Origin of the sequence: Flavobacterium terrigena (assembly GCF_900108955.1) — a bacterium.
Classification (GTDB): domain Bacteria; phylum Bacteroidota; class Bacteroidia; order Flavobacteriales; family Flavobacteriaceae; genus Flavobacterium; species Flavobacterium terrigena.
Genome location: NZ_FNYA01000001.1, coordinates 527891 through 541186, shown reverse-complemented (window position 1 = coordinate 541186; position 13296 = coordinate 527891). Strand labels below are relative to the sequence as shown.

At 30.7% G+C, this 13296-nt stretch carries 15 protein-coding genes; 11 read left to right on the top strand and 4 right to left on the bottom strand.

Annotated features, from left to right (window positions below; translation table 11 throughout):
* The first annotated feature begins 103 nt into the window (after positions 1-103).
* The 6 genes from dnaB to BMX42_RS02580 all read left to right on the top strand — a co-directional run bounded on the left by dnaB (position 104) and on the right by BMX42_RS02580 (position 5888).
* Positions 104-1666, top strand: coding sequence for a replicative DNA helicase (gene dnaB, locus BMX42_RS02605; protein WP_091308102.1), 1563 nt, complete (start codon positions 104-106; stop codon positions 1664-1666).
* Between the two features lie 82 nt (positions 1667-1748).
* The gene (locus BMX42_RS02600; RefSeq protein WP_091308098.1) at positions 1749-2048 is read left to right on the top strand and encodes a hypothetical protein; all 300 of its coding nucleotides are present in this window, start codon (positions 1749-1751) and stop codon (positions 2046-2048) included.
* 3 nt (positions 2049-2051) lie between these two features.
* The gene (locus tag BMX42_RS14580; RefSeq protein WP_091308095.1) at positions 2052-2693 is read left to right on the top strand and encodes a hypothetical protein; all 642 of its coding nucleotides are present in this window, start codon (positions 2052-2054) and stop codon (positions 2691-2693) included.
* A gap of 2 nt (positions 2694-2695) precedes the next feature.
* Positions 2696-3487: a sensor histidine kinase gene (locus BMX42_RS02590; protein WP_091308092.1), complete on the top strand. Its 792-nt coding sequence runs from the start codon at positions 2696-2698 to the stop codon at positions 3485-3487.
* 3 nt (positions 3488-3490) lie between these two features.
* Positions 3491-4168 carry a response regulator transcription factor gene (locus tag BMX42_RS02585; RefSeq protein WP_091308089.1) on the top strand — a complete coding sequence of 226 codons (678 nt, stop codon included), beginning with the start codon at positions 3491-3493 and terminating at the stop codon, positions 4166-4168.
* 478 nt (positions 4169-4646) lie between these two features.
* Complete coding sequence (locus BMX42_RS02580; RefSeq protein ID WP_091308797.1) at positions 4647-5888, top strand: asparagine synthetase B; 1242 nt, start codon at positions 4647-4649, stop codon at positions 5886-5888.
* A gap of 63 nt (positions 5889-5951) precedes the next feature.
* Here BMX42_RS02580 and BMX42_RS02575 read toward each other — a convergent pair whose 3' ends face one another.
* The 3 genes from BMX42_RS02575 to BMX42_RS02565 are packed head-to-tail and all read right to left on the bottom strand — an operon-like array spanning position 5952 to position 7558.
* Entirely contained in the window at positions 5952-6608 is a 657-nt protein-coding gene (locus BMX42_RS02575; RefSeq protein WP_091308086.1) for a hypothetical protein, read from the bottom strand.
* Between the two features lie 30 nt (positions 6609-6638).
* Entirely contained in the window at positions 6639-7178 is a 540-nt protein-coding gene (locus BMX42_RS02570; RefSeq protein WP_091308084.1) for a YceI family protein, read from the bottom strand.
* A 20-nt stretch (positions 7179-7198) separates the two neighbouring features.
* A complete protein-coding gene (locus BMX42_RS02565) occupies positions 7199-7558 on the bottom strand; it encodes a hypothetical protein (protein WP_091308081.1) in 360 nt (119 codons plus the stop codon).
* A 72-nt stretch (positions 7559-7630) separates the two neighbouring features.
* On the opposite strand from BMX42_RS02565, the gene BMX42_RS02560 reads away from it, so the two are divergent.
* From BMX42_RS02560 to BMX42_RS02540, 5 genes are read left to right on the top strand one after another with little or no spacing between them, the layout of a single operon-like run.
* Positions 7631-8008 carry an OB-fold protein gene (locus tag BMX42_RS02560; protein ID WP_177169102.1) on the top strand — a complete coding sequence of 126 codons (378 nt, stop codon included), beginning with the start codon at positions 7631-7633 and terminating at the stop codon, positions 8006-8008.
* A 5-nt stretch (positions 8009-8013) separates the two neighbouring features.
* Positions 8014-8865, top strand: coding sequence for a DUF5777 family beta-barrel protein (locus BMX42_RS02555; RefSeq protein ID WP_091308076.1), 852 nt, complete (start codon positions 8014-8016; stop codon positions 8863-8865).
* 3 nt (positions 8866-8868) lie between these two features.
* A complete protein-coding gene (locus tag BMX42_RS02550; protein ID WP_091308072.1) occupies positions 8869-9378 on the top strand; it encodes an ankyrin repeat domain-containing protein in 510 nt (169 codons plus the stop codon).
* 10 nt (positions 9379-9388) lie between these two features.
* Complete coding sequence (locus BMX42_RS02545; RefSeq protein WP_091308069.1) at positions 9389-10168, top strand: T9SS type A sorting domain-containing protein; 780 nt, start codon at positions 9389-9391, stop codon at positions 10166-10168.
* 56 nt (positions 10169-10224) lie between these two features.
* Positions 10225-11181: an ion channel gene (locus BMX42_RS02540; protein ID WP_091308065.1), complete on the top strand. Its 957-nt coding sequence runs from the start codon at positions 10225-10227 to the stop codon at positions 11179-11181.
* A gap of 56 nt (positions 11182-11237) precedes the next feature.
* On the opposite strand, the gene BMX42_RS02535 is transcribed toward BMX42_RS02540, so the two are convergent.
* Entirely contained in the window at positions 11238-13283 is a 2046-nt protein-coding gene (locus BMX42_RS02535; RefSeq protein ID WP_091308062.1) for an FG-GAP-like repeat-containing protein, read from the bottom strand.
* Positions 13284-13296: the final 13 nt, after the last annotated feature.

The window sequence follows — 13296 nt, the reverse complement described above, 5'->3', positions numbered from 1 at the left end:
AAGGCGTTTTTTTTGACATGTTAACAAATAGTAGTAAGTTGTTAACAGTGTTTCATTAACAAGTAAAATTTATTTTTTCTACTAATTACCTTACATTCGCAGTATGGAAAAATCGTTAAATATAAACCCTGTTCGAGTAGATAAAACTACTATTATTAATTTAGAAAAAGGAAAGTTACCTCCTCAAGCTGTAGATATTGAAGAAGCAGTTTTAGGAGCCATGTTAATTGATATTAAAGCACCAGGAGAAGTAATTGATTTACTAAATCCAGATGTTTTTTATAAAGAAGCACACAAATATATTTACGAAGCGATTAATCAATTATTCCATAGCACACCACCACAACCTATCGATTTATTAACTGTTTCTGCTCAATTGAAAAGAAACGGAAAATTAGAAATGGCAGGAAGTGATTTTTATTTGATTCAACTTACTCAAAAAATTGCCTCTTCGGCACATATTGTTTTCCACGCCAGAATTATTCTTCAGAAATTTATTCAAAGAAGTTTAATTTCTATTTCAAGTAAATTAATTGAAGATTGTTACGATGAAGGAATGGATGTTTTCGATTTATTAGACACAGCGGAAACGAATCTATACGAAATCACACAAGGAAATCTTAAGAAAGGATACGAAACCGCTCAGAGTTTAGTAAACCAAGCTAAACAACGTATCGAAGAAATTTCTAACAAAGAAGGTTTATCTGGAATTCCAACAGGATTCAGAAAGTTAGATGATTTAACTTCTGGTTGGCAACCATCCGATTTAATTATTATTGCAGCTCGTCCTGGTATGGGTAAAACGGCTTTCGTATTATCGATGGCAAGAAATATTGCAGTAACAAATAACGAACCAGTGGCTTTATTCTCATTAGAGATGTCTTCTGTACAGTTAATTACGCGTTTGATTTCGAGTGAAACTGGATTAACATCGGAAAAACTTCGTAAAGGAGATTTGGAACCACACGAATGGGAACAATTAAATGTAAAAGTTAAAGATTTAGAAAAAGCACCATTATATATTGATGATACACCATCGTTATCTATTTTCGATTTGCGTGCCAAAGCGCGTCGTTTAGTTTCTCAACACGGAATTAAACTAATTGTAATTGACTACTTACAGTTAATGTCTGCTGGCCAATCTGGAAAAGGTGGAGGAAACAGAGAGCAAGAAATTTCGATGATTTCTCGAAGTTTAAAAGCTTTAGCGAAAGAATTAAGCGTGCCGGTTATTGCACTTTCTCAGTTATCTCGTGCGGTGGAAACACGTGGTTCTAGTAAAAGACCTTTGTTGTCAGATTTACGTGAATCGGGTGCAATTGAGCAAGATGCCGATATCGTATCGTTTATTTATCGTCCAGAATATTATAAAATTGATAATTGGGATGATGAAGAAGCAGCTCCAACGACTAATCAAGCTGAATTTATTGTAGCAAAACACAGAAATGGTAGTTTAGATAACATTCGTTTAAAGTTCTTAGGACAATTTGGTAAGTTTGACAACTTAGATGAATTTGGTATGACTTACGATGACTCTTTGCCTTCTAAAATGAATTTAGACTCTCAGATGAATCCATTTGCAACTCCAAATTTACCATCTCCTAACGACGCTTTTGGAAGTAGTATGAATAGTAGTTTTGATGAAAATAGCGATGTGCCATTTTAAGTAATTTATTTTGTTAATTTTTTCTTTTTTGTGTTATTTTTTTTGTTATTTTTAGGCAATTAACTATAAAAATTTAAAAATTATGCCAAATTACATTATTACTTTATCTGAAGCTGAAGATTGGGCGAAATCATGGCAAACTGCTCCGCCAAAACCTTTAGCAAAAGCACATTTAATACAATTAGAAGTTTTGACAGAATTACTAGCTTTATCAGATGTAGCAAGTGTAAGAGCTTATATGGGTGTTGACTCAACTGGAGAACAAAAATTAATGTTTGTAGGTGTTGATGGTAATGGTGACGATATGACTGATACTGTTTTTTCAGGAACACAACCATGTCCAAATTGTTGTGATATTAATAGTCCATTATACAATCCATAAAAATTGAAAGTTAAATATTATTTTTATATATTAACTTTTGCTGTAGCAATATTGTATCTTATAGGTTTTAAAAATAAAAGTAAAACCTATAAGATTTTTTCGCTATTTCTTATTGCTGATGTTGTTTTGAATTTTATAAGCGATGAACTGTATAATTGGTTCGGAATTTATAATCATTTCTTTATAAATATTATTTTTCTTTTTCAATTTGGCTTTTTAAGTTTATTTTATTCTTATTCTTTTGATAATAAAAAGTGGCGAAATATTGTTGAAGTTCTATTGATAATTGTTTCTAGTTATTTAATAATTAAATATTCAATATTTCCGGATACATTTTTTATTTTACATTACCAAGATGTTTATCTAACCATATTTCCAATTATTGTTTATGGAGTTGTGTATTTGTATAATGAATATGATAAACCTCAGGAATTATATTATGCAAATTTGGGTATTTTAATACATTTTATTGTGAACTTTTTCTGTTTCATTTCTTGGCCTTTGCAAAGTCTTTCTATTGAATATGATTATTTAGATGAGTTTAATATAATAATTTCTAACTACAGTCGGGACCTTCATTTTATTACTTATATCATTTACGCAATTGTTTTACTTTATCAACTAAAAAAACTAAAATCTAAATAAATATGGAAGTTACTCATATTGCTGTAGACCAAATTATAAAAGCTTTTCTATTTATATTATTTGCTTTTTTTAGTGTTTTTTTAACCTTGGTGTTGTTCTTTTATTTTTCGAGAAAGAAAATTGTTCAAATTGCTGTTGAGAAAAAGAATCAAGAAATTCATTACCAAAAAGAAATTTTGCAATCCGTGATTCAAACGCAGGAAGAAGAACGCATGCGAATTGCGCAAGACTTACATGATGACATTAGTTCCAAGCTAAATATAGTTTCTTTAAATACACATTTGCTAAAAACACCTAATTTGTCTGAAGCAGAATATGCTGAAATTACTGATAATATTGTGAGTTTAACGAAAAAAGCATTAGAAAACTCTCGAAGAATTGCACACGATTTATTACCGCCCGTTTTTGAAAAATTCGGATTACATGCAGCTGTGGAAGAATTAGTTTTAGAATTTTCAACAGCTAAAAATGTTCAAATTAATTACTCTAATGAATTAGATTTTAGTAGTTTAGAAGCAAAAAATCAATTGCATATTTTTAGAATTTTACAAGAATTACTAAATAATTCGATACGACATGGTAAAGCAACTGTTATTTCTATTAATTTTGTAAATAAAACTGGGCGAAATACTTGTTTGTATTCAGACAATGGTGTGGGTTTTAATGCCAGTTTAGGTAATCAAAAAAGAGGAATCGGAATGCAAAATATAGAAAGTAGAGTGAATTTCTTAAATGGAAAAATAAATGTCCATTCGGAAATCAATAAAGGTGTTCAAATTGAATTTAATTTTTAAAAAATGAGCACAACTATAAATATTGTTTTAGCGGATGATGAGGTATTGTTTAGAAAAGGAATTTCTTTTTTATTACAACGCGAAACTAATTTTAATATCGTTTTTGAAGCCAATGACGGTCAAGAATTGGTTGATTATTTAAAATCAGCTAAAACATTACCAGATATTGTTATTACCGACTTAAAAATGCCAAATTTAAACGGTGTTGAAACTACAAAAATTTTACACGCTGAATTTCCTGAACTCAAAGTAATTGCATTAACCAGTTACAATACACCATCATTTATTTCAAATATGATTCAAGTTGGAGCGGTTTCCTATATCGTAAAAAATGCTTCCCCAGAAGAAGTAGTTCTTACGATAAATGAAGTGGCGAATAAAGGCTTTTATTATAATGAAGAAGTAATGAAAGTCATTTATAAAGATATTATTTCAGGAAAACAAACTCCTAAAAGTGATTTAGATAGTATGCAGTTAACTTCAAGAGAAATTGAAATTTTGAAATTAATTTGTAAACAATATAATGCTGTTGAAATTGCTGAAACATTAAGTATTAGTCCGAGAACTGCAGAAGGACATAGAAATAATTTGTTATTAAAAACTCAAACTAAAAATATTGCGGGATTAGTAGTTTACGCTATTCAAAACAATATTATTACATTAAACGAAATCGATTTGTAATTTTTTGTGAATTCAGTTCGAACAATTTAAGAGTATAGAGAATTGTTGAATATAAATTGAATAATCAGGTTTCCTAAGGACTAGGATGGGAGAAAATTATCCGAACTGAATTCAAAAAAAATAAATTAACTTATTATTAAAAATCTAGCCACCAAAACAGCATAGATACAAATCGTAATGCCAAGTAAGACTAATCCAATTAGTCTTAACGTGTTGTTGTCTTTTTTCTCAAACATGGGGTGCGTGTTCATATCATTAATTTTTTACTAAATTATAGAGTTTGAACTTATTATTTTAGAGTAGAAATACCTGATTTTTCATCTAGGTAGAATTACCTGGTTTTGTATACGTAGAATTACCTATATTTTAACATCTAATTATTTTATCTTTTCCTTATCTTTGGTTTGTTATTAGTAAATCAACGAATTAGATATATTTGATGAATTCAAAATTTAAGTTTTTTGCACTAGCAATTGGTATGTTTTTCTTTAGCTTTCAAGTTACGGCTTCTTCTATATTGTTGCCAATGGACGATGAAGGTCAACAAAATCATTTAAAAGCTTACGGAATTACGTATTGGGCATTAGCCAAAAGTTATAAGGTAAATTGGTTGTTAAATTATCGTGGAGGTTCTTTTTTGTTACCAGATGGAGATGATATTCGGAAAGAATGTCAAATCCGAGGTGTTTCATTTGAAGTTTTAACTGATGGAGCAACTGCAGCTATTTTGGAAGAAATAAGTAGTCCTTCTCAAAATATGGAAACGGTAGTTTTAGAAAAAGCACCAAAAATTGCAGTGTATACTCCAAAAGGAAAACAACCATGGGATGATGCCGTTACGATGGTTTTGACTTATGCAGAAATTCCGTATACAGAAATTTATGACGAAGAAGTGTTGTCTGACCAGTTGGTATTATACGAATGGTTACACTTACATCATGAGGATTTTACAGGACAATACGGAAAGTTTTTTGGAAATTATAGAAATGCGCCTTGGTATATTCAACAGAAGTTGGAAGCGGAAGCTTTGGCTAAGAAGTTAGGTTTCAATAAAGTTTCGGAAGAAAAGTTAGCTGTTGCTACAAAAATTAGAGATTATGTAATTGGTGGTGGATTTATGTTTGCTATGTGTTCTGCAACGGATAGTTTTGATATTGCACTTTCTGCATCAGATACAGATATATGTGAGCCGATGTTTGATGGTGATGCAAGTGAACCTAATTATCAAGCTAAAATTGATTATAGCAATACATTTGCTTTCAAAGATTATATCTTAGAAAAACAACCTATGAGATATGAGTTTTCTGATATTGATACCACTGAAGAACACGGTAAAGGAAGTTTTTCTATGGAAGTTGATTATTTCACTTTAATGGATTTTTCTGCGAAATGGGATCCAATTCCGACTATGTTGTGCCAAAATCACACTCAAATTGTAAAAGGATTTATGGGGCAAACAACGGCTTTTGCAGCTGATAAGATTAAATCGAATGTGTTGTTAATGGGAGAATGTAAAATTAATGGAGAAGCTCGTTATATTCACGGAACAAAAGGAAAAGGAATGTTTACGTATTATGGAGGTCACGATCCAGAAGATTATCAGCATAGAGTAGGAGATGCACCAACAGTTTTAGATTTGCATCCGAATTCACCTGGATATCGTTTAATTCTTAATAATGTTTTATTTCCAGCAGCAAGAAAGAAAAAATTGAAAACATAGTTTATAAAAAAAATCCCAAACTCTAAACAGAGTTTGGGATTTTTAATTTTATTAAATCGAATATTAAAATCCGCCTAATTCTTGTTGTAATTCTTCTTGAGTTACTTTTTTGTATCCTTCAGGAATTACAAAAGTTTTTTCAGAAACAGTTTTTTCAAATGCAGTAGCTTTTAAAATTACTTTACCTTCACCTTCACCAACCATAATTTCTAAAGGGAAACCTGCTAATTTCATTTTGTCAGTTGCTTTACTTTGAGTTGCAATTGCTTCAGTAATATAAAAAAGACCAGATTTTCCATCAGTCATTTTAACCGTAGCTTTGTAACATTTGTATCCTAAAATTTCTTTAGTATCTTTTTTGTCATAAGTAATAGCTTCTGCATCTTTTAAAGAACCAATATCAGAGTTTCCAAAACCTTCAGCTTCTCCAGTTACTTCATATTTTTTACCCATCATTTCCATTAACATTCTTGTGTCTTTGGTGTTGTTTTTGTCAGCTGTAATAGTTTTCATTGAAACCATTCCACCCATCATATCCATTTGAGTAGCAGTTGATTTTTCGTTAAATGAGATTTTAATAGTATTACTTCCCATTTGAGCCATTTGCTCATTTTCTGGCATTTCCATTTCATAAGTTACTGCGCCAGTCTTAGTTTGAGCATAAAACTGAGTCGAGAAAATTGCAAATGCAATTAAGGCAATCTGTTTAAAATTTTTCATGTTTTTAGGTTTAATTTTAAGATTAGTATGTTATTTTAATAAAAAGTTACAATCAATTATTACTTTTTTCGAAACTTTTTTCGAAACTACACTTGGTATTTCTATACCAAAGTCGGAAACATTTACTGGAAATGTGGTTTTAACTTCAATGTCATTTCCAATTTTTTTAATTTTGGCTATAGTAATAATATCTTTACTTTTTCCATGAAGTTCTAGTTTGCCTTTAATTGTATAATCGTCTGAAGTTGTAGTTATTTTAGAAACATCAAAATTTTCTATTTTTCCTTTAAAAGTAGCTTTAGGATATTTAGAACTTTCAATATAGTTTTCATTAAAATGCTCCTCCATTAAGGCTATTTTAAATCGGAAACCTTTCATTAATGCTAATGCTGCAATTTCTCCATTTGAGGTATTTAAAACACAAGTTACTGCTGTATTTTTTCCTTTCACTTCTTCAAAGGAAGGAACTGAAGCTTCGAAGATAATCGTTCCCGTTTTGGTTAATTTTTTTTCTTGTACTGGAGTAAAACTATATAATGCTACCAATACTAATAAAGCTATTTTTTTCATATGATTGTATATTGCAATTATTATTCCAAAAAGCCACTTGCTTTCCAATCTGCAATTATATCAATTGAAGCTTGAGGAAGTCTTGGTCCGCCATACGGCATTAATCCTAATGCACCATCTGGTCTAGAAATTTTACCAATAAGATTTCTATTTTGAATGGCTTCTTTTACGGCAGCCGCTGTTGTTAAAGGCATCGGAGCTCCATTTGTTGGTGTGTCACTATGACAAACAACACATTTGCTATCAATAATAGGCTTTACATCTATACTGAATTTTGTATTGCCTAATACAACTGGATTTGTTAAGTCGTCTTCAGAATTACTCGTGCAGCCAAATAGTAATAAAAAGGGTATAATGATTGAATATTTATTATTTTTCATGTTAAAAATATTAATATTACATACAATATTACGAAAAATATGTTAAGTTTGTATGTTGAAGATTGTAATATTATGAGGAAAATTGTAATCGGTTTTGTAGCTATAATCTTGGTTTTATTTATTGCTTATAAGTATCTTTATCATGAACATAGAGATATTTCGACTGAAGTTGCCTCTTTTTCTGTTAGTGTAAATCAACTTTTAAAGGAGTTTACTGAAGATGAAACCAAAGCCAATTCAAAATATTTAGATAAATCTATCATAATAAAAGGAAAAGTAACAAGTGTTGATAGTCCCAATAAAACAATTGTTCTTGATGAAAAAGTATTTGTATTATTAACTAATTCCCCAAAAGTTATTGCAAATACTGAAGTTTCCGTTCAAGGTAGATTAATAGGTTACGATTCGTTATTAGAAGAAATCAAATTAGATCAAGCCCAAATAAAATAGAGATTATGCTAAAAAAAATTACTTTATTATTTTGTGTTTTCCCTTTTTTAATGGTGGCTCAAGACGATTTATTAAGCGAAATAGATTCTGTAGCAACACCAAACAATATGGTTGTTTCAGCATTTAAATCGTTAAAAATAGTAAATTTAGAATCTACAAAATTAGCCTCAAAAGGAGATTTATATTTTGTGGTTTCTCACCGATTTGGATATTTTGATAAAGGTTTTAAGGATTTTTTTGGTTTAGATGAAGCCAATACACGTTTGCAATTTGTGTACGGATTAACGAAAGGAATAAGTATTCATGCTTCGCGTTCAGGTTTTCAGAAAGCCTATGAATTTGCAGCTAAATATCGTTTGGTAAGTCAGAATAAATCGGGTTCTCCTTTTGAAATTGTAGGCTTTAATAGTTTAGCAATTAATACAGAATTAGATAAAGTTCTTTTGCCAAAAATTGAATTTAGTGATCGATTAGCATACGTAAATCAGATTCTAATTTCAAGAAAATTTAATGATAATTTGTCTTTAGAAATGGCACCAACGTATTTTCATGAAAATTATGTGGCCAATAATTCACAAGAAAATAGTCAATTTGCATTAGGTTTAGGTGGAAGATATAAATTAACTAAACGTTGGTCTTTTAATATGGATTATGCCGCACATTTAAACAGAGCAAGTAATTCAGTATTTAAAAATCCGCTTTCAATTGGTTTCGATTTGGAAACTGGTGGACATGTTTTTCAAATGCATTTTACCAATTCGCAAGCCATGCACGAATCGGGTTATTTAGGAAATACAGCTGGAAGTTGGGGTGATGGACAAATTGCTTTTGGATTTAATTTAGTTAGAGTTTTTTAAAAGATGAGATTAGTAACTTTATTTTTATTGATGTTTTCTTTTTCCTTTGCACAGAAGGATGTTTTTTCTGTCGCAAGAAACGGAACAGTTGAAGAAATGAAAATGCTTTTCGAGAAAAATGCAAATTGTGTAAATGAAGTTGACAAAAACGAATTTTCACCACTAATATTAGCATCGTATCGAGGAAATTTTGAAGTAGCTAAATATTTAATTACCATTGTTAATGATGTTAATTATCAATCGCCAGAAGGAACAGCTTTAATGGCAGCTGTAATGAAAAATGATGTTGGATTGATACATTTACTAATTGAGAAAAATGCAAATTTAGATTTAACAAATAAAACAGGTGTAACGGCTTTAATGTTGGCTACCCAGTTTAAAAAAATTGAAATTATTAAAATATTACTGCAACACAAAGCCGATAAATTATTGAAAGATAATGATGGTAAAACAGCTTTTGAATATGCAGTAAATACGAATGATGATATGATTATCCAATTATTAAAAAAATAAAAAAAAAGCTATGAAAAAGAAAATTACTTTATTATTTATTTTTGTTGCTGCGTTACTAAATGCTCAGCAAAAATCAACGGGTGTTATTAATTTAACTACGAATATGACGGCAAATATGACTTTAGATAATGGAACGTCTTTAGTTACATTAACGCTTTCTGGACCAAACGACAGATGGTTTGCTTTGCAGTTTGGCTCTTTTAGTGGAGGAATGGAAGCTGGTGCTGATTTAGTGTATTGGAATGGATCTATATTAGTGGATGCCAGACATAACGGAATTGGAAATCCACCTACAAATGACACTACTAACAATTGGACTTTGGTTACTAATACCGACAATTCTCCATCAGCAGGATTAAGAACATTAGTTTACACAAGGCCATTTAGTACTGGTGATTCGAATGATTTTACTTTTAATTTTGCAAATTCTGATATAGATTTAGCTTGGGCACGATTCAGTTCGGCATCTTTTGCTTTATCATACCATGGTGCTACAAACAGAGGTGTTTTGTTAGATACAACATTTGCTATTTTAGGTTTAGATGATTTTTCTTTAAATGCTTCAAGAGTTTATCCAAATCCAAGTACTGGGAATTTTACCATTGCAACTAAAACCTTTTTAAATACAATTGATGTGTATACTATTAACGGTGTTTTTGTTAAAACAATTAAGGTTGATGATACTTCTGAAAATGTTGAATTTAATTTATCTGGTCTTCCAATTGGAGTCTATTTATTAGAATTAAAAAATGATAAAGAAAAGATTTGGAAGAAAGTTATTATAGAATAATAATCAAAAAAATAGTAATTTTACAAAGTCCCATAATTTTGGGATTTTTTTAATATATGTCAATACTCAAAAAAATAAATAAAAAGGCAAAGGCTGAAAATAACACAGGTTTTGGAACGAATTCTCAAAATTATGGTGGCCGATTTATTAATAAAAACGGAAATGCCAACATTCAAAAAGTAGGCATTGGTTTTTTAGATAGTATCAGCTGGTATCATATTATGTTGAAAATTCCACGTTGGAAGTTTTTGTTTATTATAATACTTTTTTATTTTGTTGTGAATTTGTTTTTCGCGTCAATTTATCTGCTTATTGGTGTAGAAAATTTACGAGGTGTAGATTCTATCACAAGAATGGATAAGTTTGGTGAAGCTTTTTTCTTTAGTATTCAAACGTTTACCACAGTTGGTTATGGACATATTAGTCCATCTGGATTTTTAGCTAGTTTTGTAGCTGCTGTTGAAGCTTTATCTGGACTGCTAAGCTTTGCTATTGCTACTGGATTATTTTATGGGAGATTTAGTAAACCAAATGCTCATATTCAATTTTCAGAAAATGCTTTAATTGCTCCATATAGAAATGGTAAAGCTTTGATGATGAGAATGGCTCCACATAAAAACACTAATTTAACAGATGCAGAAGCGTTGATTACTGTTGGGATTTTAATTGAAGAAAACGGTGTTTCAACCAATAAATTTTATAGTTTACCTTTAGAAATGACGAGAATTAATTCGCTAACTTTAAGCTGGACGTTGGTTCATCCAATTGATGAAGAAAGTCCATTGTTTAATTTGAATGCCTCAGATTATCAACAAACTATTGGAGAAGTATTGGTATATGTAAAGGCTTTTGACGATATGTATAGTGCAACGGTTGTAAAGCGAACTTCTTATACTTTTGATGAGATTGTATATGGCGCTAAGTTTTTGCCTATGTATGATAAAAATGAATCAAACACTAAAACGATATTGCATTTAGATTTCTTGAATAAATTTGTGAATGTAGATTTATAATTAAAAAAGGCTATCTGAATTCAGATAGCCTTTTTTAATTATAAAGTTTATTTGTTTTATTTCTTAATGAAATTCTCAGCAAATTTTTTCCCGTCTTTAGTTTCAATACTTAAAATATAAATACCTTCACTTAAGTTAGAAACATCAATTTTTGTAAAATTAGAAGTTACCTTTTTAATTGTTTTTCCAGTAGTATCAATAATATTCATTGTAGAAACATTAATACTTTCTAAATTAGAAATTGATAAATAATCTGAAGTTGGATTTGGATATATTTTAATTTCTTTTCCATTAAATGAAGTTGCGCTCAATGGGAAGTTTCCTTCAATAACATTTAATGATTGGTTAATGTTTGGATTTGTAATTACATCTACAGTTCCAGAAGGCCAAATGATTTTTATTTGTGTAATAGCAGTTGCTGTACCAATTCCGAAATGTGCATTTAAAGTACTCATAAATTCAAATCCTTCACCACTTCTGATATCTCTAATTTGTTTTCCCCAAGTGCCATAAATTTCTACACGAGCACCAATTCCGTTTCTGTTACTTTGAATTCCTTGTAAAGTTACTTTCACCCAGTTATTTCCGTTTGGAACTGCTGTATGAATTGCACTACCGTTTGCAATATCTAGAAAGCCATCATTGTTTAAATCTCCAATCGCACCAAGAGTAATATAAGGCGAGTAATTAGCTACAGAAAATGTGTTATTTCCTTGATTGAACATGATTTTATTTCCGCCTCCCATAACATCAATAAATCCGTTATTATCAAAATCATAAGCAATATAATCTCTATTAATGGTATTGAATGAATCCCAACCTGAACCAACTGTTATGTTTGTAAAAGCTTCTTCCGTACTATTTGATGTATCTAAATTGTTTCTGTATAATCTACTTTGACCACTTCCACCATTAGCTCCAATTAAAATGTCCATATCGCCATCATTATCAAAATCTGCAACAGCAGATGACCAAGATTGTACAGGTGTGAAGTTAATTTGTGCTTGTGCAGAAACATCTGTAAAAACGCCATTTCCATCATTTCTATGTAATTCACATGGAGGACCAGAGCATTTTGAAATAAACATGTCTGAATCACCATCATTGTCATAATCTGTCCATATAGAAGCGTAATTTCCTCCGCTAGAAAGTGTTCCTAAAGAATATGCGCCAGGTGTTACGCCAGATTGATAATGTGTAAATGAAGTGCCATTATTTAAATAATATACATTTGGAGCTACATCATGACAAGAAAAGGCATCTAAATTTCCGTCGTTATTGATGTCAATAAAATTTGTTCTTTGACAGAAAATATATTCGGACGGATTAACATTTGAATATGTCGTTCCTGTGTTGTTTGATTGCCAAAATGTAAGTCCGCTTGAACTACCTAAAACTAAATCATTAAAGCCATCTCTGTTATAATCACCAGCTGCTAAACTCCATGATGGCATGTCACTAGTTCCAGTTATTGGAAAATTATTAACTGTAAATGTTCCGCCAGCACCTTGGTAATGAACTTTCAAATTATTAGCGCTTACACCAACAATATCGTCCTTATAGTCTCCGTTCATATCTACTATACAGCTGTTATAAGTACTGTTTATTGTACTAATTGTTTGTGTGGTATAGTTTATTGGAGTTGGAATTGGTGGAACATATGTAGCCTCTGTCAATTGAAAAGTAAATCCTGCTGAAGACCATCTATTGTCCCAAGCAATATAATAGGTTGTTCCTGCATTAGCTGTAAAACTTCCTACAGAAGAAAGATTTGCTCCAGAATCATCATCACCACCAACACAGGTAAATGCTCCGCAAATTCCTGTGTAAACATGAAAGCGGGTGTCGATTTTTGGTGTATTTGCAGCAATATTTGTGCTAACTGTTGTAGTGTAAGTTTGAGTTGGTATATAAATATACCATTCACCTTTGGTTGCTCCAGTACCATTTGCGGCACAAATTGGAGTTGGAACATCAGTTCCATTTACTGCGGAAACAATATGATTTCCGGGCGTAATTGTAAGAGCACTAGCACAAGTGTCTTGTGCTGATGCAAAATAACCTGTAGCTAGTAATAAAATTAGTGTAGTAGTTTTTTTCATGTCATAATGGTTT